Genomic DNA, 25,669 nt, shown 5'->3' on the forward strand with positions numbered 1-25,669 from the left:
GGCCTCAGCTCGAGGCCGGAGCCGCCGCGGGAGCCGGTTTGGCGCTCGTCGACGATTCCGACTTCGATGATGCCGACGATTCGGATTTTGCACCACTTCCGCTGCGGGAGTCGGTGCGGTAGAAGCCGGAGCCGTTGAAGGTGACGCCGATCGATCCGTACTGCTTGCGCAGGGACCCACCGCACTCCGGGCAGATCGTGAGTGTGGCGTCCGAGAAGCTCTGGACGGCGTCGAACTGGTGGCCGCACTGCGTGCAGGCGTAGGCATAGGTGGGCATTGCTGTTTCCTTGAATCAGCGTCGCGATGGCGACAGCGTGAGTGTCCGGGTGGGGGTCACGACGCCCGTGACGGGCTGATCGTGCACCTCCCTCGGAAGGGATTCGAGTACCTCGGAATCATAGATCACCGCGTAGACAGGCGGGCATTTCTCCATGGAGCCGATGGTCTTGTCGAAGTAGCCGCGACCCCAGCCGAGCCGCATTCCGGTCTCGTCGACGGCCGCCGCGGGGATGATCATGAGGTCCACGTCGTTGACGGCGATGGGACCGAGCACTTCGCCGGTCGGCTCCGGAAGGCCGAAGAGCCCTTCCGACACCTCGGCGGAGTCGTCCGCCACCGCCCAGTCGAGCAGGCCGTCGGCCCGTGTCACGGGCAGGAGCACCCGGATGCCGCGCTGCACTGCTCTCGCGACGAACTCGCGTGTGCCCGGTTCCGTCGTCGTGGACAGGAAGCACGAGATCGAGAGCGCGCCGTGCGCCGCCACGAGTTCGTCGAGACGGTCGGCGATGGCGGATGCCGCGGCGTCCCGCTGCGCGTCGGAGAGGAGCTGCCGTCGCTCGCGGAGCTCTGCGCGCAGGGCGCGCTTGGCGTGCTCGATGTCGTTCGACATGTTTCCGAGTCTAGACGGCCGCTTCCAAGAGCTGTCAGGGCCGCCCGCTAAGCTGGCCCAATGGCGAAACACAAGATCAAGGCCGTCATTCCGGCCGCCGGACTGGGGACACGGTTCCTCCCGGCGACCAAGGCGATGCCCAAAGAGATGCTGCCCGTCGTTGACAAGCCCGCGATCCAGTACGTGGTGGAAGAGGCGGCAGCCGCCGGTATCGATGACATCCTGGTGATCATCGGGCGCAACAAGAACGCCATCTCGAACCACTTCGACTCCGTCCCCGAGCTCGAGGTCAAGCTGATGGAGAAGGGCGACACGGGGCGTCTCGCCCGCGTCGTCCAGTCCAGCGATCTCGCCGACATCCACTTCGTCCGCCAGGGCGAGCCCAAGGGCCTCGGCCACGCGGTGCTGCGTGCCAAGACGCACGTCGGCGAGAGCTCCTTCGCCGTGCTGCTCGGCGACGACCTGATCGACGAGCGCGACGCGTTGCTGACCACGATGCTCGAGGTCCACGAGGCCACCGGCGCCGCGGTCATCGCGCTGATGGAGGTCGACCCCGCGAGCATCCACATGTACGGTGCGGCAGCAGTCGAGACGACCGATCGTGACGACGTCGTGCGCGTCACCGACCTCGTCGAGAAGCCCGCGCAGGAGGACGCCCCGTCGAACCTCGCGATCATCGGACGCTACGTCCTGCCGGCAAGCATCTTCGAGGTCCTCGAACACACCGAGCCGGGCAAGGGCAACGAGATCCAACTGACCGACGCGCTGCAGGAGCTGGCCACGCGGGACGGCGGCCCCGGCGTCGTCGGCGTGATCTTCCGCGGGCGTCGCTACGACACCGGCGACCGCGTCGACTACATCAAGGCGATCGTGCAGCTCGCGACCGACCGCGACGACCTGGGCGCCGACCTGCGGCCGTGGCTGAAGGAGTTCGCAGAGCGCCTCTAGGCCGCGAAGCGAGGCGTGCGATGGAACTGCTGGCGGGGCACCGGCACGGCAAGGTGGAGCTTCGGCTCGTCCGTACCCGTGACGCGCGCGCCCTGCAGCAGGAACTGCTGAGCAACCGATCCTGGCTGCAGCGCTGGGAGGCGACGATCCCGAACGGTACCGCGTCGTTCGACATGCGCGTCGGCATCCGTCGCCTCCTGCAGCAGTACCGTGACGGCGCCGGCTATCCCTTCGTCATGCTGTACGACGGCGAGATCGCCGGGCAGCTCAACATCTGGGGGATCTCCCGCGGATCGCTCTGCTCGGCGACGATCGGCTACTGGGTCAGCGAGCGCTTCGCGGGGCGCGGCATCACCCCGACCGCGGTCGCGCTGGCGACCGACGCGAGCTTCGTGGAGTACGGGCTGCACCGCATGGAGATCTGCATCCGTCCCGAGAACGCCGCGAGCCTGCGCGTCGTGCAGAAGCTCGGATTCCGGTACGAAGGGCTGCGTCGCAAGTACATCCACATCGATGGAGACTGGCGCGACCACTACGCGTTCGCGCTGACCAGAGAAGACGTCCCGCGCGGCGTGCTCGCACGCTGGGTCGACGGTCAGGTGCCACAGGATGCCGCGGCGATCCCACCGGCCGATCGACTGTCGATCTGATTCGCGGGCGACACGCGCTCGTCGTCCGCGGCGGCGGGTGCCGGTGCCCTTACCGTTGAGCGTATGGATGGGCCGGTGCTGAGTGGGGGCGTGATCGTCCTCGTCGCCGTGCTCCTGTGGATGCTGTATCTGCTGCCGAGCTGGCGCGGGCGCTACCAGTACAACGCCTCCGAGCGGAACGCCGTACGTCTGAACCAGGCGCTGCGGATCCTGGCCGAGACCAGCGAGACGCCGGATGAAGTCCGTCTCGAGCTCAACGCCCGCACCGCGCTCGCTCAGCAGAAGCTCGCCAAGCGCGTGCAGTCCGAGAAGGAAGCGGCCGAACTCGTGCGCCTGCGCGAGGAACTCGCCGTGGCGCAGGCGGATCCTGCCCTGCAGCAGGCGCGTGCACGCCGACGGGTGCGTGTGGCAGCCCTCGCCGTACTGCTCGTCGGACTCGCCGTCGCCGGAGTCGGCGTGTGGCAGATCCTGACGGCCGGTGCGCAGGGGCTGGCCTGGATCGGCGGAGTGATCGCTGTGGCGGCGATCATCGTGCTGCAGCGGATGGCGCGCGTCTCCTCCCGCGCTGCGCGACGACCGGCCGTCGTCGTGGAGGCGGCGGCTCCTCGCGTCTCGCCGCCGCTGCATGATCAGGGCACCGCATCCTGGACGCCGCGGCCGCTGCCCGAGCCGCTGACGTCGCTGGCCGGATCCCGTGCGCAGGTCGCGCGAGCCGAGATCGAGGCGAAGGAAGAGCTGCGTCGCGCAGCGCGTCTTGCCGAACTGCGCGAGCGTGCAGCGACCATGGCGCCGGAGGAACCGGTGCGGCTCGCGCCGCGCGAAGCGCCGGCCGCAGTGGATTCTCCCTACTCCCGCATGGGCTTCGTGGATGACGCCGAGATCGAGGATCACGTCCGCCAGCTGCTCGCGCGTCGGGCCGCCGGCTGAGTCGGTGGAGAATCGGACCCTGAAGATCGTGATAATCTAACGGAGGTTCACGGGCCTATGGCGCAGTTGGTAGCGCGCCTCGTTCGCATCGAGGAGGTCAGGGGTTCGAATCCCCTTAGGTCCACCGAACCGAAGCCCCTCCGAGTGCAGACTCGGAGGGGCTTCGTCATTCTCATACCGAGATGACAGTGCCCGTCTCGTCGCCCTCGATCACGTCGACGTACGCTCTGGCGACGTCCGCGGCGGCGACCGGCGTGAACCCGGGGAAGCTGGCGTGGTAGCCCGGTGCTTCGAGCAGCACGTTGGGGCTGATGGCATTGATGCGCAGGCCGCGCGGCAGGTAGGGTGCCGCAGCGCGGACGTAGGCGTTGAGCGCGCCGTTCGCGACGGAGGCCGCGGCGCCGGTCGGGACGGGCCGCCCGTCGAGGATGCCGGTGGTGACCGTGACGGATCCGCCGTCGCGCAGGTGCGAGGCGGCGATCGTCGCCACCGAGATCTGGCCGAGCGTCTTGTCGTCGAAGCCTGCACGGAAGTCCTCCAGCGTCAGCTCGCTCACCGGCTTGAACGGCACCGATCCGACGGCGCTGACCACGGCATCCATCGGGCCGACGCGCTGGAGAAGAGCCGCGATCGAATCGGCGTCACGGATGTCGACGTGCTCTCCGGTGCTGCGCGACGCGCGGATCACCCGGTGTCCACGGGCTTCGAGAGCGTCTGCGACCGCCGAACCGATGAGGCCGGAGGCGCCGATGACGAGGATTTTCTGAGGCACGAGCTGCTCCTTGCGTTTTCGTCCAGCCTCTCATCGGAACGGGTCATGCGGCACTTCTACGCATTGTAGAATTCAAGGGTGAGCCGAGCTGAGATCCCGAACGATCCGTGGGTGCTCGAGGCCGAGCGGGCTGCGAAGGCGCCAGGATTCCGTCGGCCTGACCTGTCGGCCGTGCCGCGGCGTTCGCTGTACGGACTCGGTGTGCTCGCGGCAGCGCGTGCCCTCGGCCTGGTGCTGATCGCCGAAGCCGTCGCTCGGGGGATCAGCGCACTCGCCGGCGGAGGGCTCGGTGCGGGCGAGGTGCGGCTCGTCCTCGTGCTCGGGCTCCTCGGTGCGCTGCTGAGGGCCGGCGGCGAATGGGCGACGTCGGTGCTGGCACGGCGCGTCGCGACCGGTGTCAAGCGCGACCTGCGCCGGCGCCTGTGGCGTCGCATCGCCGGCGGCGACGCGACGGGCGGAGGAATCGCGGTCCTGACCGCAGACGGACTCGACGATCTGGACGACTACTTCGTCCAGACCATTCCCGCGGTGATCTCGGCTGCAGTGGTACCGCTGATCGTCGGGCTGCGCATCCTCGGGGCCGATTGGCTCAGCGCACTGGTGATCGTGCTGACCGTGCCGCTCGTGCCGCTGTTCATGATCCTCATCGGCAAGCACACGCAGCAGCGCACGGACGCCGCGCTGTCGGCCCTCACCCGACTCGCCGACCATCTCACCGAGCTCGCGCGTGGACTCCCGGTCCTCGTCGGTCTCGGACGCGTCGCCGAGCAGACCAGAGCGCTCGACGACATCCAGGCGCGCTATCACGTCCGCACCGAGGAGACGCTGCGCTGGGCGTTCCTGTCCGCGCTCGCCCTCGAACTGATCGCCACCATCTCGGTCGCGATCGTCGCGGTGTTCCTGGGGCTGCGGCTTCTGAACGGCACCATGCAGCTCGAGCCGGCGCTGCTGGCGCTGATCCTCGCACCCGAGTGCTTCACGGCACTGCGTGAGGTGGGCACCGCATTCCACGCTTCGCAGGACGGCCTGTCCGTGCTGGATCGGGCCCGGGCGCTGCTCGGACGCCCCGCCGGTCCGGACGTGCGTTCATCAGCCGCCGGTGCGATCCGGATCGAATCGCTCTCGGTCCGCTACGCCGGACGCGAGCGCCCCGCGCTGGATGCCGTCGACGCCGAGCTGCGCGGCATCACCGCGATCACCGGCCCCAGCGGTGCCGGCAAGTCGACGCTGCTCGCGGCGCTCGCCGGCGTCCTCCCCGCGGATGCCGAGATCGACGGCCGCGTCGTCGGCGTGGTGCCGGATGCCGTGGGGTGGGCGCCGCAGGCGCCTCGTGCGTTCGCCGCGACGCCGAGGGAGGAGCTCGCGCTCTACGGCGCCGGGGACTCCGCCTTGGATGAGGTCGGGCTCGCGACGCTGGCGGATGCGGCGGTCGCCGAGCTCAGTCCGGGGGAGCAGCGCCGACTCGCGGTGGCCAGGGCGCTCGCCCGAGTGGATGCCGGGGCCCGACTGCTCGTTCTCGACGAGCCGACGGCGCATCTCGACCGGGCCGCGGCCGATCTCGTGCGCGCGGCGATCCTGCGCCGAGCCGATCGCTGCGTGATCGTGCTCGCCAGCCATGAGCCCGAGACGCTCGCGATGGCGACCGCCGAGATCGCGGTCGGGCTGCCCGTCACGGGGGCGGTCGCCGCGGCATCCGATCGGGAGGTGGCGCGGGTGGTCGCCTCGGAGAGCGCGACGCGACCACAGGCGACCCTTGCCGGTGCGGCCGACGGCGCGGCTCTACGGGAGGTGGCCCGGGTGGTCGCCTCGGAACGCGCGAAGCGGCCGGATGCGACCCCTCCGGCACCGCACGCGCTCACTCTGCGCGCCCTGCTGCGCCCGCATCGCTGGGTCTGGGTCGCCTCCGTGCTGCTCGCGGCGCTCGCGGCCGGTCTCGGCATCGCGCTGACCGCCGTCTCCGGGTGGCTCATCGTGCGGGCAAGCATCGAGGAGTACATCATGTATCTCCTGGTCGCCATCGTCGGCGTCCGCGCGTTCGGCATCGGCCGCGCGGTCGGGCGGTACGCCGAGCGCCTCGTGACGCACCGGGCGGCGTTCCAGGTGGTCGATGCGCTGCGGCTGCGGCTGTGGGGGTCGATCGCTGCCCGAGGGGCCGGCTCTCGGCGCCTCCTCGAGGGCGGTGCGCCGCTGGACTACCTGGTCACGCTCGCCGATGACCTGCGCGATCAGCTGCCGCGAGTGCTGCCGCCGATCGGCGCCGGAGCGCTGGTCGTGGTGGCAGCGATCGTCACGACCGGATTCGTGACGCCGCACCTGACCCTGCTCGTCGCGCTCGTGCTGGTGCTCGCGGTGATCACGGCATCCGCTGTGGCGATCCGGACGGAGCGCGGCGCCGGGGCTGCGCGCGTCGCCGCCCGCTCCGAGATCGTGCGGGGAACCGCCGCGCTGACGGCGGCCGCAGAAGATCTGCGCGGCAACGGCACCGCTCCGGCGGCGCTGGAGCTCCTGGACGCCGCGTCCACTCGGCTCGCGGCGGCCGAGCGTCGAGCCGCCTGGTCCGCCGGGCTCGGATCCGCGCTGGTGACCGGTGCGGTCGCCGTGCTGGCCGTCCTCGTCGCGCCGCTGTCGCCGCACGTGCCCGCCGAAAGCGCGTCGGTCGTCGCCCTGCTCGCTCTCGCGCTGATCGAACCCCTGACGGGGCTCGTGGCGGCTGCGCAGCGGGTTCCGGCGCTGCGCGCGCTGCTGGCTCGCCTGGAGCCGATCCTGCAGGCGGCTCCAGCACCCGAATGGGGCACCGGCGCTCCGGATGCCGGAATCGACGAACTCGCGCTGGACGACGTCACGATCCGCTACCCGGGGGCGCGGCATCCGGCGGTGGCCGACGTCCGCGGTACGGCGCGGCGCGGAAGGTGGCTCGTGCTGGACGGTCCGTCCGGATCAGGGAAGTCGACCGTGCTGTCCGCGGTGATGGGTGCGCTTCCCGTCGAGCAGGGGGCGGTCATCGCGGACGGCGTGCCCATCACGCACCTCGAAGAGCGCGCGTGGCGGGACCGCGTGGCCTGGTGCCCGCAGGACGCGTACGTCTTCGACTCGACGCTGCGCGGGAACCTCATGCTGGCGCGCACACGGACGGATGCCCCGGACGACGACGCCATGCGGTCCTCGCTCGTGCGCGCGGGTCTGGGTCCGCTGCTCGAAGGACTGGCCGACGGGCTCGACACGCGCGTCGGACCCGGTGGATCGGCGCTGTCCGGAGGGGAGCGTCAGCGGCTCGCCGTGGCGCGGGCGCTTTTGACCAGGGCCGACGTGATCCTGCTCGACGAGCCGACCGCGCATCTGGATGAGCCGACCGCGGCCGCGATGATGGACGACGTGCGTGCGGCGACGGCCGATCGTGTGGTGCTGCTCGTGTCGCACCGCGCCGGCGACCGGATGCCGGGGGATGACGTGGTGACTCTCGCGCGGTGACTTTCTTCGCTCGTCGAGCGGGAGAGCTCAGGCGGCCAATCGGCGGAACCGGTCGCTCACGCGCGTCGACCCCGAGACCACGCGCTCGGCGCCTGGCACGCCGCTCGCCCCGACCGCGAGGATCGCACGCGCGAGCACCTCGTCGCGCACTTCGCGCCTGGCATGATCGTCGGCGAGCATCTCGACGAGCGCGGCGACCTCCGCCTCGGCACGCGCGGCGATGGGGAACCACGGAAGCGCCGACCGCCAGGCGCGGAACGCCAGCAGGAGAAGGTCGTGGCGCTGCTCGACGTGTGCGCGTTCGTGGGCGATCACGGCGACGAGCTCATCGGCATCCAGTCGGTCCAGCAGCCCCTGGGACAGCACCGTCACCGACCGGGCGCCGTGGGGCAGGCAGTACGCCACCGGGACCGCGTCGTCGATCACGCGCGTGCGTGCGCGGGTCGGATGCGGCGACGTCAGCAGATCCAGCAGGGCGAGATGGCGATGGCGCTGGCGGGTCACCTGCACGACCGTGACGGCGAGGTGCGCCAGGAGGTAGACGGTGAAGGCGGCGGCGGGGATCAGGGCGAGCCAGGGATGGCGAGGAGCCACGGAGTACCCCGCGAGCGCGAGGGCGCCGATCATCGACAGGCCTCCGGCGAGACCGATCGCCTGCCAGAGCAGCAGGGCGATGACCGGCATCCGCATCGGCCAGGATGCCCGCGAGAGCGCGACCGGAACCGGCCAGGCCAACGCGATCGCGGCCGTTCCGAGGAAGATCGCGGCCGCGACGATGACCCCATGCGGGATGACGAGCGCGCCGACGAGCGCCTCATCGCTCACGGCGGACAGCAGGGCCATGGTGCAGCGATCAGGCCGCGCCGGAGAGGAGCTGGCGCAGGACCGCGGCGTCCTCCGGGGAGACACCGCCGACGAAGCGCTCCAGGACGGCGGTGCGGTCGCCCGCGTCGCCGAGGACAGAGTGCATGAGCTCGGCGACGTGATCCGCACGCGAGGCGACCGCGGTGTAGCGGTGCGGCCTCGCCGAGCGGTCGGACGCGACGAAGCCCTTCTTCTCCAGACGCGAGAGCACCGTGAGCAGGGTCGTCACGGCGAGCGCGCGACCTTCTGCATCGAGCTGCTCCTTCACGTCGTAGGCCGTGACCGGCGTCTCTGCATCCCAGATCGCATCCATGACGGCGCGTTCGAGTTCTCCGAGAGTTCCCATGTCAACCTCCTCGGCCGCGGCGGGGTTTCCCACGGCCGGTTCTATTCTACCTCGAGTCGAATTTGTTCTATGCTCTGTCGAAGAAGTTCTACAAAGTGTAGAATTCGAATGATCCGGTGGGCAAAGCTCTGCGAAGGAGACCAGCAGTGGACGTTCTCGACATCGCCAGATGGCAGTTCGGCATCACGACCGTGTACCACTTCCTGATGGTGCCTCTCACGCTCGGGCTCGGCATGTCCGTCGCCATCATGCAGTCGATGTGGGTGCGCACCGGGGACGAGAAGTTCCTGCGGATGACCAAGTTCTGGGGCAAGGTCTACCTGATCAACTTCATCGTCGGTGTGGCCACCGGGCTCGTGCAGGAGTTCCAGTTCGGCATGGCGTGGAGCGAGTACTCCCGGTTCGTCGGCGACGTCTTCGGTGCCCCGCTGGCCATGGAGGGGCTGCTCGCGTTCTTCGTGGAGTCCACCTTCCTCGGCATCTGGATCTTCGGATGGGGCCGTCTGCGTAAGGGGCTGCACCTCATGGCGCTGTGGTGCGCGGTCATCGGATCGTGGATCTCGGCCTACTTCATCATCGTCGCCAACTCGTGGATGCAGCACCCGGTCGGTGTCGAGCTCGGCGAGGACGGTCGTCCGGTCATGACCGACGTGTGGGCCGTGCTCACCAACAACACCGCGCTCGCGGCGTACACGCACACGATCTTCGGTGCGCTCGTCGTTGCCGGCATGTTCCTCATCGGCATCTCCTGGTACCACCTGTGGCGGCGCCGCCACGACGGCATCGATACCGTCGACGCGGAGGGCCGCGTCGTCGTCGGAGCAGCGGATGCCGTGCCAGGGCGCGACCGGAAGGACCACGGTGTCTGGATCTGGTCGCTGCGGTTCGGTGCCGTGGTCGCAATCCTCGGGTTCGCCGGCACCGTCGCCACCGGAGACATCCAGGGCAAGCTCATGTACGAGCAGCAGCCGATGAAGATGGCCGCCGCTGAGGCCGCCTGCCACACCGGATCGGCGTTCTCAGTGCTCTCCCTAGGCGACCCCGGATCGCGCGACTGCGCGGATGTCATCACGCTCATCGAGATCCCCGGCGTGCTCGGATTCCTCGGCACGGGGGAGTGGGGCGCCGAGATGCCCGGCATCAGCGACCTCGAGCCGGAGTACGTGAACCAGTACGGCGAGACCATCCCGGATGACGAACTGTACGGCGACCGCGCCGGCAGCGAGGTCGAGTACGTGCCGGTCATGTGGGTGACGTACTGGGGCTTCCGTCTGATGATCGGGCTCGGCGGCATCGTCGCGGCCGGCGCCGTGATCGCCCTGTGGCTGACCCGCAAGGGAACGGTCATGCGCTCGCCGTGGATCATGCGGCTGGCCCTTCTCGGCATCGTCGCGCCGTTCGCGGCCAACATCGCAGGCTGGATCTTCACGGAGATGGGCCGACAGCCGTTCGTGGTCGCGCCGAATCCGGATGCCACCGGCATCGACGGCGTCTTCATGTTCACCGCCGCGGCGGTGTCCCCGGGCGTCACCGCAGGGGAGATGCTCTTCTCCGTCATCACGCTGACGGCCGTGTACGGCGTGATGCTCGTGATCGAGCTGTTCCTCATGACGAAGTACATCCGCGGTGGGGTCGCGGCGTCCATGCCTGAACTCGCCCACACCGATGCCGATGACGACGGCACCGGTGGCGACTCCGACGACAAGCGAGGCGACGTGCTCGCCTTCGCCTACTGATACCGATCCGCATCGAGAGGAATGACCATGGAACCGCTTCCCGTCGTCTGGTTCATCGCGATCGCCGTGCTGTGGATCGGCTACCTGCTGCTCGAGGGCTTCGACCTCGGTGTCGGCATGCACATGATCTTCTCGACGCGCTCGGAGCGAGACCGCCGCGTCATGCTCAACACGATCGGTCCGGTCTGGGACGGCAATGAGGTGTGGCTGATCACGGCGGGCGCGGCGATCTTCGCGGCGTTCCCCGCCTGGTACGCGTCGCTGTTCTCGACGCTGTACCTTCCGCTGACGATCACTCTGGTCGGGTTGATCGTGCGGGCGGTCGGCATCGAGTACCGCGGCAAGATCCACACCGAGCGGTGGCGCACCTTCTGGACGTGGATGATCGGCCTCGGCTCGCTCGTCGTGGCGTTCTGCATCGGCGCCGCGCTGGCGCTGACGTCGCTCGGACTGCCGATCAATGCGAACGGCGACCGCGTCGGCGGCCCGTTCGTCTGGCTCACGGTGCCCGCCGTCCTGGGCGGTCTCGCGGTGGTCGGTTTCTCGCTCGCCCATTCGGCCACGTTCCTGGGCCTCAAGGCGGACGGACCGGTGCGCGAACGCGCCGGGCGGTTCGCCGCCGTGTGGGCTCCGCTGTGCCTCGTGCCGGCCGCGGCCTGGGCCATCTGGGTGCAGCTCGCACACGGTGGCAGCGTGCTGGCCTGGACGTTCATCGTGCTCGCCGTCGTCGGCGCAGCGGTCGGCTGGATCGCAGCCCGTCGCCGTCGTGAGGGCTGGGCGTTCATCGGCTACGCCGGCTTCGGCCTGTTCGGCGCCGGGGCCGTGTTCGCGGGGATGTTCCCGCTCGTGCTGCCCTCGACCGTCGATCCCGCGTTCGACCTGACCGTCTGGAACGCGTCGAACAGCGCCTACACGCTCGGCGTCATGACGGTGGTCGCAGTGGTGGCTCTGCCGGTCATCCTGGCCTACCAGGCGTGGAGCTACTGGATCTTCCGCAACCGGGTGACCCCCGGCATGATCCCTGAGGCGCACATCGTGCTTCCGGCGGTGCTGCGGGCGTCCTGATCCGGCCGGCCCGCTACCCCAGCACGAACGTCGCGAGCAGCAGCACAGGCACGCATCCGATCGTCGTGATGAACACCGTGTCGCGGGAGATCGCTTCGCCGATGTCGTAGCGCTGCGAGTAGTTGAACACGTTCTGCGCTGTGGGCAGGGCCGCCAACACGACGACGATGAGCACCTCGTGCGCGGTGAGTCCGAACACGAACTGCGCGAAGACCCAGGCGAGTACCGGCATCACGAGCAGCTTGAGCGTCGACGCGAGCAGGACATCGCGTCGTCGCCCCGAGGCGCCGAGCACGCGCTGCCCGAACAGCGAGATGCCGTAGCTGATCAGCAGCACGGGCACGCACGCGTTCGCCAGCAGGAGGGCCGGCTCCATCACGATCGCCGGCAGATCGATGTCGAGCACCGAGACGAGCGTCCCGAGTGCGGATCCCAGGATGATCGGGTTGGTCGCCGTCCGCGCCATCATGCGCCACACCGAGGTCTTCGCGCTGGTCACGGCATCCAGGATGGCCAGCGAGATCGGCGTGAAGACGAGCAGCTGCAGGAGGATCACCGGCGCAGGGTACGCTGCGCTGCCCAGCAGATACAGCGACAGGGGGATGCCGATGTTGTTGGAGTTCACCTGTCCGGCCGACAGCGCGCCGATGACGGTCTCGCCCACGTTCCGCTTCCAGACGAACCTCGCGACCAGGGCGTAGACGGCGATCACGAGGACGGCTGCGATCGCCGAAACGGGCAGCAGGGACGAGAAGAGCACCTTCGCGTCCGCCTGCGCCAGCACGGTGAACAGCAGGAACGGGGAGAGCACGAAGAAGGTGAGGCGCCCGAGGACGTGCCTGGCGTGCTCTCCCAGCAGATCGATGCGGCCGATGACATAGCCGACGGCGATCGCGACTCCCACGACGGCGAATCCGGTGAGAGTATCGAGCACGTTCCGAGCGTAGCGCGCAGGTCAGTTCCCGCCGCCGCCGGATGGCGCTGTGTAACGCGAAACGTCGCCGTCGAACATCTCGGGACTCGCCGGATCCACGTCGACATGCGTCCTGCTGCCGCTGAAGTACACCAGGACACCCGACCCCGGCATCGGCACGCGAGCGGGAGTCGTGCTCATCCAGACGTCGATCGTGCGCGGAGCAGCGCCGTCGTAGAACCGGACGGCGACGCGGAACTGCGGACGCTCCAGGATCCACATCTTCGGCTCCGGGACCGTCACGATCTCGCCGGCGACGCGCCGCGCGTCTTCGCGCAGGCACAGGATCCGGGCGATCTCCCGACGAACACCATGGATGCCGAGGAGCAGCAGCGCCGCGGCGCACGCGGCCACCGCAGCCGCACCGGCGGCACCCCACCGCAGCAAGGGCATGAGCTCGGCGATGAACGACTCGGAGTGCTCGCCGACCGGCACGGACCAGACGTTCAGCGCGGTCGCGAGACCGGCGCTCACCACGGTCGTCCCGGCACGGATCCCGACCGAGGCCGACTGCCCGAAGTCGTCCTCGAACAGGGAGTACGTGACGGGCACCAGCATGATGAGCACCCATGCGGCTCCGAGCGCGAGCGGAATCCACCAGATCAGGTTCCAGGCGCTCCAGCCGGGAGCCGCGAGCAACGGCGGCAGGCTGCCCGGCAGCACGATCGTCACGCAGACGCCGCACAGGACCGAGCCGAGCAGCAGCACCAGGACGTGAATCCATCCCAGCCGGGGGACGTCGGCATCCGGTGCGACCGCGACGATCCGACTGCCGCGCCGCGACGTCGAGAAGACCGGGCCGTCCTGCCACCACTCGGATGTCTGTGCTGTCATGGCCGCACGCTACGGCCGCCCGGACGCACTCCCGATCACAGTTCCCAGCGGTGCAGATACGCAGATTCAAACAATAAAGTTCCCGTTCAGCAGGTAATTTGACTTCCCTGGACAACCGGCTATGGTCGGTGGTTACACCCGCCATCCGAAGAAGGGGAAGCGAGTCCATGTCAGGCAAGTCACCGCACGCACGCGACGGGAAGAAGGCGCCGAAGCTGTCTCTGAAGGAGAAGAGAGCAGTGAAGCGAGAGAAGCAGGAGCCGGCTGCGTTCCTCAAGCCGCGCAAGGGCGCGTCCGGCTGAGTCGAACGGCGGCCTCATCGCCGCAGACGGCGCTCCAATGCGGAAGCCGTCGCGGCGACAGCGGTTGCGGCGACCTGCTCATCGGGCCCTGCGCCCGTCGACCAGGTCGCCGCGACCGCGGCGATCGGCCAGCCGGCGGTATCGTGCACGGCCGCGCCGACCGAGCGCAGTCCTGCGGTGACCTCGCCGTTCTCGACCGCGTACCCGCGCGCCCGGATTTCGCGGAGCAGTTCGCGCAGCTGTGCCGGTGTCGAAGGTGCGGCGTCGGCGCGCGTCGGAAAAGCCGTGCGGTCGGGATACAGCGCCCGCACCTGCTCACGGGGGAGCGCGGCGAGCATCGCGCGCCCGGTCGCGGTGAGGTGCGCGGGCAGGCGCACGCCGACCTCGGTGACCAGCGCCGGGCGCCGTGGGGCGCGCTCCTCGACGATGTAGACGACATCCGATCCGCTCATGACCGCGAGATGGGTGCTCTCGCCCAGACTGTCGGCGAGCGCCGCCACGAGTGGTCTGCCGAGCCGTGCGAGCGGCTGCTGCCGCGCGAAGCCTCCGGCCAGCTCGGAGGCCGCTGTGCCGAGGCTCCAGCGCCGCTCCTCGCGCAGATGCAGCACGAACCCGTGCGCGGCGAGCGTCGTGAGCAGGTGGTAGACGGTCGACCGAGGCAGGTCCAGATCGCGGGCGATCGCGGAGGCCGCGACGGGAGCCGGGCGACCGGCGAGATGCCGCAGGATCCGCAGCGTCTGATCCGCTGCGGGCACCTGAGTCCCGCTTTCGGGCAGCTTGTCTGGGATCACAGACACATGATGGCACGAACCGGTGTCGCACGACGTGTCCGAGGTGTGGAATCAGGATCATGAGCACGTACGTCACCATCGGAGCCGCGCCCCTCACGATCGCCGAGGTCGTCGCCGTCGCGCGCCACGACGCACAGATCGAGCTGGACCCGGCGGCCCTCGACCGCGTCGCCGAGTCCCGCGGCATCGTCGACGCGCTCGCCGCAGACCCGAACCCGCACTACGGCGTCTCCACCGGATTCGGCGCTCTCGCCACGACCTTCATCGCCGCCGACCGCCGTCGGCAGCTGCAGGCGAGCCTGATCCGCTCGCACGCGGCAGGCACGGGCGCCGAGGTCGAGCGCGAGGTCGTGCGCGGCCTGCAGCTGCTGCGTCTGCAGACGCTCGCCTCCGGCCGCACCGGCGTGCGCACCGTCGTCGCCGAGACCTACGCGGCTCTGCTGAACGCGGGCATCGTCCCCGTCGTCCGCGAGTACGGGTCGCTCGGATGCTCGGGCGATCTCGCGCCACTCGCGCACATCGCGCTGGCCGCGATGGGGGAGGGCGACGTGCGCACCGACGCCGGTCTCGTCCCGGCATCCGAGGCGCTCGTACACGCCGGAATCGCGCCGCTGGTCCTGGAGGAGAAAGAGGGCCTGGCCCTCATCAACGGAACCGACGGGATGCTCGGGATGCTGGCGCTCGCGCTGCACGACCTGGAAATCCTGCTGACCACGGCCGACGTCGCCGCCGCGATGTCGGTGGAGAGCCAGCTCGGAACGGATGCCGTGTTCGCGGCCGACCTCATGGCGCTGCGCCCGCAGTCCGGCCAGGCGGCCTCCGCCGCGAACCTGCGGGCGTTCCTCACCGACTCGCCGATCGTCGCGAGCCACAAGGGGCCGGAGGACGGCCGCGTCCAGGACGCCTATTCGCTGCGCTGCTCGCCGCAGGTGCACGGCGCCGCGCGCGACACCGCCGGATACGCCGCGACGATCGCGGCGCGCGAGCTCGCCAGCGTCATCGACAACCCGGTGATCACCCTCGACGGGCGGATCGAGTCCAACGGCAACTTCCACGGCGCTCCGGTCGCGGCGGTCCTCGACTTCCTCGCGATCTCGGTCGCCGACGTCGCGAGCGTTTCCGAGCGCCGCACCGACCGCGCCCTCGACCCCGCCCGCAGCCATGGTCTGCCGCCGTTCCTCGCCCACGAGGTCGGCGTGGACTCCGGCCTGATGATCGCGCAGTACGCCGCCGCAGGCATCGTGTCCGAACTCAAGCGACTGGCCGTCCCGGCATCCGTCGACTCCATTCCGTCGTCCGCGATGCAGGAGGACCACGTCTCGATGGGCTGGTCGGCAGCGCGAAAGCTGCGCCGTGCGATCGACGGACTGACCCGTGTGCTCGCGATCGAGATCCTCACCGGCGCCCGCGCTCTCGACCTGCGTGCGCCGCTGCAGGCGGGGCCCGTGACCGGAGCCGTCCGCGATCTCGTGCGCACCGTCGCCGAAGGCCCGGGCCCCGATCGCTTCCTGTCGCCCGACATGGAGGCCGTCACCGAACTCGTCCGATCGGGCGCCGTCGCCCGCACAGCAGAGGAGCACGCACATGTCTCGTGAGATCAGGGCGCCGCGCGGCAACCAGCGCACCGCCAAGAGCTGGGGCGCCGAAGCGGCCAAGCGGATGCTGATGAACAACCTCGACCCCGAAGTCGCCGAGCACCCTGAGGATCTCGTCGTGTACGGCGGTACCGGACGCGCGGCACGCAGCTGGGAGGCGTACGACGCGATCGTGCGGACGCTCGACGAACTGGAGCCGGACGAGACGCTGCTCGTGCAGTCCGGGAAGCCGGTCGGCGTCTTCCGCACGCACGAGTGGGCGCCGCGCGTGCTCATCGCGAACTCGAACCTCGTCGGCGACTGGGCGAACTGGCCCGAGTTCCGCCGCCTCGAAGAGCTCGGCCTCATCATGTACGGCCAGATGACCGCGGGGAGCTGGATCTACATCGGCACGCAGGGCATCCTGCAGGGCACGTATGAGACGTTCGCCGCGGTCGCCCGCTCGCTCGGTCGCGAGTCGCTCAAGGGCACGCTGACCCTGACCGGTGGTGCCGGCGGCATGGGCGGCGCGCAGCCGCTCGCCGTCACCATGAACGATGGCGCCGTGCTGATCGTCGACGTCGACGAGTCGCGCCTGGAGCGCCGGGTCGCGCACGGCTACCTGGACGAGTACACGACCGATCTGGATGCCGGTCTCGCACGCATCCTCGCCGCCAAGGATGCCGGCGAGGCGCTTTCCGTCGGAGTCGTCGGCAACGCCGCCGAGGTCTTCCCCGAGCTGCGGCGCCGCGGCGTGCCGATCGACATCGTCACCGATCAGACCAGCGCGCACGACCCGCTGGCCTACCTCCCGCTCGGCGTCGATTTCGAGGACTGGAAGGCCGAGGCATCCCGGGATCCGGAGGGCTTCACGCGGCGTGCTCGCGAATCCATGGCCGCGCACGTGGCGGCGATGGTCGCGTTCCAGGATGCCGGAGCCGCCGTCTTCGACTACGGCAACTCGATCAGGGCGGAGGCGCAGCTCGGCGGATTCGAGCGCGCGTTCGCGTTCCCCGGGTTCGTGCCCGCGTACATCCGCCCGCAGTTCGAGGAAGGGCGTGGGCCGTTCCGCTGGGCGGCGTTGTCGGGCGACCCGGAGGACATCCGCAAGACCGATCGCGCGATCGCCGAGCTCTTCCCCGAGGATGCCGCGCTGCACCGCTGGCTCGACAAGGCGGGCGAGAAGGTCCACTTCGAGGGGTTGCCTGCCCGCATCTGCTGGCTGGGCTACCAGGAGCGCCACCTCGCCGGGCTGAAGTTCAACGAGATGGTCGCCTCGGGCGAACTGTCGGCGCCGATCGTGATCGGCCGCGACCACCTCGATGCGGGGTCCGTGGCATCGCCGTACCGGGAGACGGAGGCCATGAAGGACGGCTCGGACGCGATCGCGGACTGGCCGCTGTTGAACGCCCTGCTGAACACGGCATCCGGCGCTTCGTGGGTGTCTCTGCACCACGGCGGCGGTGTCGGGATCGGCCGCTCGATCCACGCAGGGCAGGTGACAGTGGCCGACGGCTCGGCGCTCGCCGCCGAGAAGCTCGCGCGGGTGCTGACCAACGATCCGGGGACCGGGGTCATGCGCCACGTGGATGCCGGTTACGAGCACGCCCGTGACATCGCCCGCGAGCGCGGCCTGAAAGTTCCGATGCTGTGAGCACTCTCCTCACGAACATCGGCGAGCTGACGACCAACGTCGGCGACGGCCCGCTGCGCGACGCCGCCGTCCTGATCGACGGCGACCGCATCTCCTGGGTCGGCTCCGCAGCCGAAGCGCCTCCCGCCGCCGACGTCGTGGATGCCGCAGGGCGGGCCGTCATCCCCGGTTTCGTGGACAGCCACAGCCACCTCGTGTTCGCGGGCGACCGTGCTGCCGAGTTCGAGGCGCGCATGGCGGGACAGAAGTATGCCGCCGGCGGGATCCGCTCCACGGTCGCGGCGACGCGCGCCGCAACGGACGACGAGCTGCGCGCGCGGCTGCGCGGATTCCTCGACGAGATGCTGGCGCAGGGCACCACGACGGTCGAGATCAAGAGCGGCTACGGGCTGAGCGTGTCGGACGAGGAGCGCCTCGTCCGACTCGCCGCCGAGGTCACGCCGGAGGTCACGTTCCTCGGCGCGCACGTCGTGCCTGCTGAATACGCAGAACGCGCGGATGAGTACGTCGACCTGGTGGTCGGCCCCATGCTGGATGCCGCGGCTGCGCACTCCCGCTGGGTCGACGTGTTCTGCGAAACAGGCGCGTTCACCGTCGCGCAGTCCCGTCGCGTGCTGGAGGCCGGCATCGCCCGCGGTCTCATGCCGCGCGTGCATGCCAGTCAGCTGGGCCCTGGCGAGGGTGTCCGCCTCGCGGTCGAGTTGGGCGCGGCATCCGTCGATCACGGCACATACCTCACCGGTGAGGATGTCGCTGCCCTCGCGGCATCCGACACCGTGCTGACGCTGCTGCCGGGCGTGGAGTTCTCCACCCGGCAGCCGTATCCGGACGCGCGGCGCCTGATCGACGCGGGGGTCACCGTGGCTCTCGCGTGCGACACGAATCCCGGGTCGAGCTTCACCAGTTCGATGCCGTTCTGCATCGCGGTCGCGGTGCGCGAGATGGGAATGACGCCGACCGAGGCGGTCTGGGCGGCGACGGCTGGCGGCGCGAAGGCGCTGCGGCGCGACGACATCGGATCCGTCGCTGCGGGGATGAGGGCCGATGTCGTGCTGCTCGACGCTCCCACCAGCATCCACCTGGCGTATCGACCGGGGGTTCCGCTGGTGGCCGCGGTCTGGAAGGACGGCGCGCGCGTCCGCTGACGCCGTCCTTCCAGACGTCAGCGCGCGGCGAGCTCCGCGACGTCCTCCGGCGAGAGCGCCGAGCTCCAGACGGTGAGCTCGTCGACGTCTCCCTGGAACGGGACATCCCACCAGTTGACGCCGAGCGCGAAGACGTTGTCCGCGCCGGACAGCACGTCGGGGAAGCCGGCGCCCTGGTAGCTCAGTTCGCCGTCGACGTAGACGGATGCCGCGGTACCGTCGACCACGAATGCCACGTGCGACCACTCGCCGGTGGGCAGGAACTGACCCGTCCCGGCGTCGTACCACTGCTCACTGCCGGCCCACAGCATGGCCGAGCCGCCGACGCCGCTGTGCCCCTTCGGGAGCAGGCTCAGCCAGTTGGTCGAGCTTCCCGCCGCGAAGAACGCGGATGTGTACGCCGTGAGCTGCTCGGGACGCAGCCACAGGCTGACCGAGTACGACGTACCCTGCACGAGGTCGTCGGGCAGGCGGACGCCGGCGGTGCCGTCGAGGTGCAGCGCGCTGCCGGAGACGCCATCGACTGCGAACGCGGCCGGTGCGGTTGCGGGCGCATCGAGACGGTCACCGGTCGTCACGGCATCCGGGAAGGTGCTGTTCGCATCGGCGAGATCGTTCTCGAACGACCACGCCCCGGCCAGGACGCCCGGGGTGCGGGCGAGCACGGTGATCTCGAACGGCACCTGCTCGGATGCGGCGCCGTTGACGACCGTGGCGGTGAGCGTGGCAGTCGCGTCGGCTTCGCCGACGGCGGGGCGCGTCACGGCGCCGCCCGCAGTGACGACGATCTCGTCGGAGGACGCCCACGTGATCGTCGTGCCGCCGGTGCCGGAGGTCGGCAGGTCGAGGTCGATCGTCACGGCGCTCGTGTCGCCGAGCGAAAGATCCGCGACCACCGCATCCACGGCGGCTGCGCCTGCGAGCTCGACGCTTCGACGGCCCCACAGCGTGACGCCGTCATCCGACACCGCTGTCAGCCCGGTCGACCACTCCTCGAGATCCGGATCCCAGACCGGAGCGAAGACGCCCGAGTAGACCTCTCCGTCGATCGTGAGGACCGCTGCGTGCTGGCCCTCGCGCTCCCAGGTGCCGACGACGTCGCCGGTGATGAGGCCGTTCTTGGCGAGTGTCACGTCGACCGATTCGGCGGCGTTCGCGGTGATGTCCTTGCCCATGTCGACGAGCTGCCAGGTGCCGACGACGTCCGCGCGCTTGACCTTGCCGGCGGTCTCGCCCGCGTAGCGCATCGGAGAGACGACCGGCCAGCCCTCGGCGTTGATCCACATCTGGTGCACGCGCACCTCGTGCAGCTCGCCCGTGCCCGGGAAGCGGGCGTGGAACACCATGAACATGCGGCCGGTGTCCGGGTCCTGATACCAGGATGTGTGACCAGGGGAGACGTAGCCGGTGCCGAGTCCCGTGCCCGGATCACCGAGCTCGCGGGTGAACAGGTGCCCGCCCATGAGCTTGACGCCGTACGGCTGGATCGACGCATCGTCGAAGATCGGCAGCGACGGGTCGGCCTTCACATCGGCCATGTCGTTGCCCTGAGCATCCAGGTACGGGCCATCAGGAGTCTTCGAGCGGGCGACGCGCACGTCGTAGCCGCCCGAGGCGTCGAGCCCGCCGAACGACAGGTACAGGTAGTAGTAGCCGGTCTCGGCGTCGTACTGGATCGTCGGCGCCTCGATGCGGCTGTGGTTGCCGCCGACGAGGTGGGTGCCGTATCCCTGACCCGGCAGGGGCTCGCCGGTCTCGGCATCCATCTTCAGAATGTAGATGCCACCGGAGTACGAGCCGTAGACCATCCACAGGTTGCCGTCGGCGTCGTAGAGGGCGTCGGGATCGACGGCGTTCGCGTGGATGCGGGCGTCGTACACCTCGCCGGGGTTCTCGCTCTCGCCCTCCATGCCGCTCTTGAGCAGGATGCCCTGATTCTCGTACGGTCCGTCGACGGAGTCGCTCGTGGCGATCCCGAGAGCCGAACGGGGAGAGGAGCCCTCGCAGGCGTTGTAGTACATCGCGAAGCGGCCGTCGGGGAGCTGGATGACGTCGGACGCCCACAGGGTCGAACTCTTCGCCCACTCGAAGGTCTCGGCGAGCTCGGTGTAGATGTCCTCGAACAGGGCGTTGTCGGGGTTCTGGGACAGATCGACGGTGTGCTGCTCCCACTCCAGCAGGTCTTCGGTGTGCGCGGATGCGCCGTGCGAGCCGAAGGCCCAGATCTCGCCGTCGGCCTCGACGATCGACGGGTCGTGCACGGTGACATCCTGGAAAGTCGGCGGGGGCGGGTCCGCCGGTTGAGCGGCGATCGCGGCCGGTGCGCACAGAGCGCCGACGGCGAGGAGGGACGTCGTGGTCAATGCCAGCGCAGTGATGGCTCGGCGCGCGCGGGGGCGTCGCGACATGGTGTCTCCAGTTCGACAGTGGACGGGAAGCCCTCAATCTACAACGATGTAGACGCGGTGTGCAACGATGCAGACATCTTCGAAACCAAAAGAGGCACCCGGCCGCATGGCCGGGTGCCTCTCAGAAGGATCGGGTCAGATGACGCCCTGTGCGAGCATCGCCGCCGCGACCCGTTCGAAGCCGGCGATGTTCGCGCCCGCCACGTAGTCACCGGGCACGCCGTAGCGTTCGGCCGCATCGAACGATGCCCGGTGGATGTCACCCATGATCTCGCGGAGCTTGCGCTCGCTGTCGGCGAAGGCCCAGCGCTGGCGAGAGGCGTTCTGGCTCATCTCGAGTGCGGAGGTGGCCACACCGCCCGCGTTGGCGGCCTTGCCGGGAGCGAACAGGACGCCCGCGGACTGGAACGCCTCGACGGCATCCGGCAGGCAGGGCATGTTGGCTCCCTCGGACACCGCACGCACACCGTTGCCGATGAGCGCCTGTGCGTCGGCGAGGTTCAGTTCGTTCTGCGTCGCGGACGGGACGGCGATGTCGACCGGAACCTCCCAGACGCTGCCGCCCTCCACGAAACGGGCGCCGGGGCGGCGCTTCGCGTACTCGACGATGCGGCCGCGCTCGACCTCCTTGATCTGACGCAGCAGGTCCAGATCGATGCCGGCGTCGTCGACGACGTAGCCGGAGGAGTCGGACGCCGTGACCGGCTTCGCACCCAGCTGGGAGGCCTTCTGAATCGCGTAGATCGCGACGTTTCCGGAGCCGGAGACGCCGACGCGCTTGCCGTCGAACGTGTCGCCCTTGACGGCGAGCATCTCTTCGGCGAAGAACACCGCTCCGTAGCCGGTGGCCTCGGTGCGCACCTCGGCGCCGCCCCAGCCGGTGCCCTTGCCGGTGAACATGCCGGACTCATGACGGTTCGTGACCTTGCGGTACGTGCCGAACAGGTAGCCGATCTCGCGGCCGCCGACGCCGATGTCGCCCGCGGGGACGTCGGTGTGCTCGCCCAGGTGGCGCCACAGCTCGCTCATGAACGACTGGCAGAACCGCATGATCTCGGCATCAGAGCGGCCGTGCGGGTCGAAGTCGCTGCCTCCCTTGGCGCCGCCGATGCCCTGGCCGGTGAGCGCGTTCTTGAAGATCTGCTCGAAGCCGAGGAACTTGATGATCGACAGGTTCACCGAGGGGTGGAAGCGCAGACCGCCCTTGTACGGACCAAGCACCGACGAGAACTGGATGCGGTAGCCGCGGTTGACCTGCAGCCTGCCGGCATCGTCGACCCACGGGACGCGGAACATGATCTGACGCTCCGGCTCGACGATGCGCTCCGCGATGCCCGCATCCGCGTACTCGGGATGCTGCTCGAGCACGGGACCGATCGAGTGCAGCACCTCGTGCACGGCCTGCTGGAACTCCGGCTCGTACGGGCTGCGCGTCTGGACGGTGTCGAAGACGGGCTGGACGGAGTCGGCAAGGGGATGGAAGTCAGTAGCGGTCACGCGGGGAACGGCTTTCTTGCTGGAGGATGCGGGCGAGGCGATCGTGTCGCGTGAGAAGGTGCCGGTCGGGCACACGAGTTCTCACTTTAGCGCGACGCGCATTGTGAGAACGACGCCCGGTCACCCGGTGTTCTGCAGGCCTGCCGCCACCCCGGAGACGGACAGCAGCAGAAGGCGCTGCTGCTCGGCATCCGCTCCCGATCCGGTCGCCGACTCGTCCGCCGAACGCAGCTCCCGCAGCGCGCGCAGCTGGAGCAGCGACAGTGCGTCGACGTAGGGGCTGCGCAGCTGCACCGCACGCTGCAGGATCGGCTTGTTCTCGAGGAGACCGGCGCCGCCCGTCAGGCGGATGACCCACTCCCTGGTGAGGGTGAGCTCGTCCAGCACCAGCTGCGCCAGGTCGTCGCGGTCGCCCAGTGCCAGATAGCGACGGGCGATGCGCTCGTCGGTCTTGGCGAGGCTCATCGCGACGTTGTCGATCATCGTGTGCAGCAGCGGCCACTCGCGGTAGGCCTCGGTCAGGAGGGCTTCGTCTCCGACCGCTTCGAGCGCGGTGCCGAGACCGAACCACCCGGCCAGGTTGATGCGCGCCTGGGTCCAGGCGAACACCCACGGGATGGCGCGCAGGTCTTCGAGCGACTCGACCGACAGGCCGCGCCGCGCCGGACGCGATCCGAGGGCGAGCAGTCCGATCTCCTCGAGCGGCGTGACCGTGGCGAACCAGGGCGCGAAGCCGTCGGCGTGCACGAGTTCGAAGAAGCGGGCGCGGGAAGCGGTGTCCATCGTCGCCGCGATCGGCGCGAAGCGTTGGGCCGCGCCGCTGGTGCGCTGCTCGACTCCCGGTGAGGAGGCCAGCAGGGTGGCGGCGGCGACCTGATCGATGTGCCGCATCGCGATGGCCGGCTCGCCGTAGCGGGCGAAGATCACCTCGCCCTGCTCGGTGAGCTTGAAACGGCCGTCGACGGAGTGCGGCGGCTGAGCGAGGATGGCCGAGTTCGCCGGTCCGCCGCCGCGCCCGAGGGCGCCGCCGCGGCCGTGGAACAGGGTCAGTTCGATCGCGGACTCCTGCGCCCACTGCGCGATCTTCTGCTGCGCCTCGTAGAGCGCGAGGTTCGCCGCGACCGGCCCGACGTCCTTCGAGGAGTCGGAGTACCCGAGCATGACCTCGAGGCGGTTGCCGGTCTCGGCCATGCGCGCGCGGAACTCGGGGAACTCGACGGCCTCGGCGAGGATCCCCGGTGCCGCCTGCAGGTCGGCGAACGTCTCGAACAGCGGGACGACGTCGAGCACCGGGACGTCGTCGCCCAGCGCATAGCGGGCGAGGCGGTGAACGTTGGCGAGGTCCTCGGCCGACTGCGTGAACGAGACGACGTAGCGGCCGGCGGCACGGGGGCCGTACTCGCGCTGGATCTCGGCGATCGCGTGGAAGACGTCGAGCACCTCGATCGTCTTCTCGCTGCGTTCGCCACCGGCATCCAGTTCGGCCAGCGCCTGTCGGTGCACCTGCGAGTGCTGACGCACCTCGAGCTCGGTGAGGTGGAAGCCGTAGGTCTCGACCTGCCAGATCAGGTGCTGCACGCCGCCGAACGCGTGCCGGCGCGCGCCGGCCGCGACGAGCGAGTCCTGCACGATGCGCAGATCGGCGAGCAGCTCATCCGGGTGCCGGTAGCCGCCGGCGACACCGGCGCGCTTCGCGGCGACGCGGCGTGCGAGCAGAAGCAGCAGTCGACGGTGCGGTTCGTCGGGAGAGCGGGTCGAGATGTCGGCCGCGGCCTCGGGTTCGGCCGCGGCGAAGGAGTCCCACAGCGCAGCGGCGGCGGGGGAGACGGGTGTGCTCTCGGCATCCAGCGTCAGGGTGCGGCCGATGCGGGTCAGCGCGCGCTCGAGCCCCTGGAGCACGTGGTCGGACGCGATCTGCGCCGCCTCGCGCGTGACGGATGCCGTGACGAACGGGTTGCCGTCGCGGTCGCCGCCGACCCAGGAGCCGACCCGCACGAATGCCGGGACGACGGGCGCGCTGGCGCCGGATTCCTCGCCGCGCAGGGCGTCGTCGATGCGGCGGTACACGTGCGGCACGGTGGTGAACAGCGTCTCGTCGAACACGCTCATGACGGTGCGGACCTCGTCGACGGGTGTCGGCTTCTGCGCACGCAGCGGGGCGGTGCGCCAGAGGGTGTCGACCTCCTCCAGCATCCGGCGACGGGCGCGGCGCTGCTCGGCGCCGTCCTCGCTCGCTGAATCATGCTGGGTCAGCAGATCGGACAGCCGGCGGATGCTGGTGGACACCGCGCGGCGGCGGGCCTCGGTCGGGTGAGCCGTGAAGACCGGGTGGAAGCGGAGTCCGGCGAGCCGGCGCTCGGCTTCGGCGTCTCCGACCTCACGACGCAGTTGCGCATAGGCGGCTGCGACCGTGTCCGCGGCTCCCTCGCGGCCGGGCTGGCCGGCGCGCTCGCGGAGGACCCGCACGCGCTGGTGCTCCTCGGCGAGGTTGACGAGGTGGAAGTAGGCGGTGAAGGCACGGGCGACCTCGTCGGCACGGGCGATCGAGAACGAGTCGGCGATGGTCGCCGCGCGCTCGAACGCCTCGGCGCTCTCGTCGTCGTACGCCTGGATGGTCGCAAGGCGCAGGCGCTCGACGTCCTCGAACAGGCCGGGGGTGCCGGATTCGCGCAGCACCTGGCCGAGCAGGGCGCCGAGCATGCGGACGTCTGCCCGCATGGACTCGGGGATGCCGCGGCCTGCCTCGAAGCGACCGATGACGCGAATGGCCTCTGTGGGTGTGGGCTCGGGGGTCATCCTTCGAGCGTATCCCGATGCACGAGGCGC

At 69.8% G+C, this 25,669-nt stretch carries 21 protein-coding genes and 1 tRNA gene; 11 read left to right on the forward strand and 11 right to left on the reverse strand.

The window, feature by feature from the left end; translation table 11 throughout:
- Positions 1-4: 4 nt before the first annotated feature.
- Positions 5-277, reverse strand: coding sequence for an FmdB family zinc ribbon protein (locus ACI7YT_RS05140; protein ID WP_406249391.1), 273 nt, complete (start codon positions 275-277; stop codon positions 5-7).
- 15 nt (positions 278-292) lie between these two features.
- Positions 293-889, reverse strand: coding sequence for a 5-formyltetrahydrofolate cyclo-ligase (locus ACI7YT_RS05145; protein ID WP_406249392.1), 597 nt, complete (start codon positions 887-889; stop codon positions 293-295).
- 60 nt (positions 890-949) lie between these two features.
- On the opposite strand from ACI7YT_RS05145, the gene galU reads away from it, so the two are divergent.
- From galU to ACI7YT_RS05165, 4 genes are all read left to right on the forward strand, one after another.
- Entirely contained in the window at positions 950-1,837 is an 888-nt protein-coding gene (gene galU / locus ACI7YT_RS05150; RefSeq protein WP_406249393.1) for a UTP--glucose-1-phosphate uridylyltransferase GalU, read from the forward strand.
- 20 nt (positions 1,838-1,857) lie between these two features.
- On the forward strand, positions 1,858-2,487 hold the full coding sequence (locus ACI7YT_RS05155; RefSeq protein WP_406249394.1) for a GNAT family N-acetyltransferase: 630 nt from the start codon (positions 1,858-1,860) through the stop codon (positions 2,485-2,487).
- Between the two features lie 75 nt (positions 2,488-2,562).
- Positions 2,563-3,414, forward strand: coding sequence for a hypothetical protein (locus ACI7YT_RS05160; protein WP_406249395.1), 852 nt, complete (start codon positions 2,563-2,565; stop codon positions 3,412-3,414).
- Positions 3,415-3,465: 51 nt separating this feature from the next.
- A tRNA-Ala gene (locus ACI7YT_RS05165) sits at positions 3,466-3,538 on the forward strand.
- Positions 3,539-3,586: 48 nt separating this feature from the next.
- Here the strand turns inward: ACI7YT_RS05165 and ACI7YT_RS05170 are convergent.
- Positions 3,587-4,186 (reverse strand): short chain dehydrogenase, encoded by a 600-nt coding sequence (locus tag ACI7YT_RS05170; RefSeq protein WP_406249396.1) that lies wholly within the window; start codon positions 4,184-4,186, stop codon positions 3,587-3,589.
- Between the two features lie 78 nt (positions 4,187-4,264).
- Between ACI7YT_RS05170 and cydC the strand changes: the two genes are divergently transcribed.
- Entirely contained in the window at positions 4,265-7,654 is a 3,390-nt protein-coding gene (gene cydC / locus ACI7YT_RS05175; RefSeq protein ID WP_406249397.1) for a thiol reductant ABC exporter subunit CydC, read from the forward strand.
- A gap of 27 nt (positions 7,655-7,681) precedes the next feature.
- Here cydC and ACI7YT_RS05180 read toward each other — a convergent pair whose 3' ends face one another.
- Together ACI7YT_RS05180 and ACI7YT_RS05185 are read right to left on the reverse strand one after the other, a co-directional pair.
- Entirely contained in the window at positions 7,682-8,497 is an 816-nt protein-coding gene (locus tag ACI7YT_RS05180) for a M56 family metallopeptidase (RefSeq protein WP_406249398.1), read from the reverse strand.
- 10 nt (positions 8,498-8,507) lie between these two features.
- The gene (locus ACI7YT_RS05185; RefSeq protein WP_406249399.1) at positions 8,508-8,864 is read right to left on the reverse strand and encodes a BlaI/MecI/CopY family transcriptional regulator; all 357 of its coding nucleotides are present in this window, start codon (positions 8,862-8,864) and stop codon (positions 8,508-8,510) included.
- Positions 8,865-9,010: 146 nt separating this feature from the next.
- Between ACI7YT_RS05185 and ACI7YT_RS05190 the strand changes: the two genes are divergently transcribed.
- Both ACI7YT_RS05190 and cydB read left to right on the forward strand, forming a co-directional pair.
- Complete coding sequence (locus ACI7YT_RS05190; RefSeq protein ID WP_406249400.1) at positions 9,011-10,600, forward strand: cytochrome ubiquinol oxidase subunit I; 1,590 nt, start codon at positions 9,011-9,013, stop codon at positions 10,598-10,600.
- 27 nt (positions 10,601-10,627) lie between these two features.
- The gene (gene cydB / locus ACI7YT_RS05195) at positions 10,628-11,665 is read left to right on the forward strand and encodes a cytochrome d ubiquinol oxidase subunit II (RefSeq protein WP_406249401.1); all 1,038 of its coding nucleotides are present in this window, start codon (positions 10,628-10,630) and stop codon (positions 11,663-11,665) included.
- Positions 11,666-11,678: 13 nt separating this feature from the next.
- Here the strand turns inward: cydB and ACI7YT_RS05200 are convergent, their stop codons facing one another.
- Together ACI7YT_RS05200 and ACI7YT_RS05205 are read right to left on the reverse strand one after the other, a co-directional pair.
- Positions 11,679-12,599: an AEC family transporter gene (locus ACI7YT_RS05200; protein ID WP_406249402.1), complete on the reverse strand. Its 921-nt coding sequence runs from the start codon at positions 12,597-12,599 to the stop codon at positions 11,679-11,681.
- A 21-nt stretch (positions 12,600-12,620) separates the two neighbouring features.
- Positions 12,621-13,472, reverse strand: a complete 852-nt coding sequence (locus ACI7YT_RS05205) for a hypothetical protein (protein WP_406249403.1) — start codon at positions 13,470-13,472, stop codon at positions 12,621-12,623.
- A gap of 167 nt (positions 13,473-13,639) precedes the next feature.
- On the opposite strand from ACI7YT_RS05205, the gene ACI7YT_RS05210 reads away from it, so the two are divergent.
- The gene (locus tag ACI7YT_RS05210; RefSeq protein WP_406249404.1) at positions 13,640-13,774 is read left to right on the forward strand and encodes a hypothetical protein; all 135 of its coding nucleotides are present in this window, start codon (positions 13,640-13,642) and stop codon (positions 13,772-13,774) included.
- Between the two features lie 14 nt (positions 13,775-13,788).
- Here ACI7YT_RS05210 and ACI7YT_RS05215 read toward each other — a convergent pair whose 3' ends face one another.
- Entirely contained in the window at positions 13,789-14,571 is a 783-nt protein-coding gene (locus tag ACI7YT_RS05215; RefSeq protein ID WP_406249405.1) for an IclR family transcriptional regulator, read from the reverse strand.
- Positions 14,572-14,624: 53 nt separating this feature from the next.
- On the opposite strand from ACI7YT_RS05215, the gene hutH reads away from it, so the two are divergent.
- Genes hutH through hutI form a run of 3 tightly spaced genes read left to right on the forward strand, consistent with a single transcriptional unit; the run spans position 14,625 to position 18,938 of the window.
- The gene (gene hutH, locus ACI7YT_RS05220) at positions 14,625-16,160 is read left to right on the forward strand and encodes a histidine ammonia-lyase (protein ID WP_406249406.1); all 1,536 of its coding nucleotides are present in this window, start codon (positions 14,625-14,627) and stop codon (positions 16,158-16,160) included.
- Positions 16,150-17,793 (forward strand): urocanate hydratase, encoded by a 1,644-nt coding sequence (gene hutU / locus ACI7YT_RS05225; protein ID WP_406249407.1) that lies wholly within the window; start codon positions 16,150-16,152, stop codon positions 17,791-17,793. The genes hutH and hutU overlap by 11 nt, the downstream gene beginning before the upstream one ends.
- On the forward strand, positions 17,790-18,938 hold the full coding sequence (gene hutI, locus ACI7YT_RS05230) for an imidazolonepropionase (protein ID WP_406249408.1): 1,149 nt from the start codon (positions 17,790-17,792) through the stop codon (positions 18,936-18,938). The genes hutU and hutI overlap by 4 nt, the downstream gene beginning before the upstream one ends.
- A gap of 17 nt (positions 18,939-18,955) precedes the next feature.
- On the opposite strand, the gene ACI7YT_RS05235 is transcribed toward hutI, so the two are convergent.
- The 3 genes from ACI7YT_RS05235 to ACI7YT_RS05245 form a co-directional block, all read right to left on the reverse strand.
- The gene (locus ACI7YT_RS05235) at positions 18,956-21,346 is read right to left on the reverse strand and encodes a LamG-like jellyroll fold domain-containing protein (RefSeq protein WP_406249409.1); all 2,391 of its coding nucleotides are present in this window, start codon (positions 21,344-21,346) and stop codon (positions 18,956-18,958) included.
- 135 nt (positions 21,347-21,481) lie between these two features.
- Positions 21,482-22,843 carry an NADP-specific glutamate dehydrogenase gene (gene gdhA, locus ACI7YT_RS05240; RefSeq protein WP_406249410.1) on the reverse strand — a complete coding sequence of 454 codons (1,362 nt, stop codon included), beginning with the start codon at positions 22,841-22,843 and terminating at the stop codon, positions 21,482-21,484.
- 120 nt (positions 22,844-22,963) lie between these two features.
- Positions 22,964-25,639, reverse strand: coding sequence for a phosphoenolpyruvate carboxylase (locus ACI7YT_RS05245; protein ID WP_406249411.1), 2,676 nt, complete (start codon positions 25,637-25,639; stop codon positions 22,964-22,966).
- Between the last annotated feature and the right edge of the window lie 30 nt (positions 25,640-25,669).

Source organism: Microbacterium sp. M (genome assembly GCF_045181065.1).
In the GTDB taxonomy this organism is placed as follows: Bacteria; Actinomycetota; Actinomycetes; order Actinomycetales; family Microbacteriaceae; genus Microbacterium.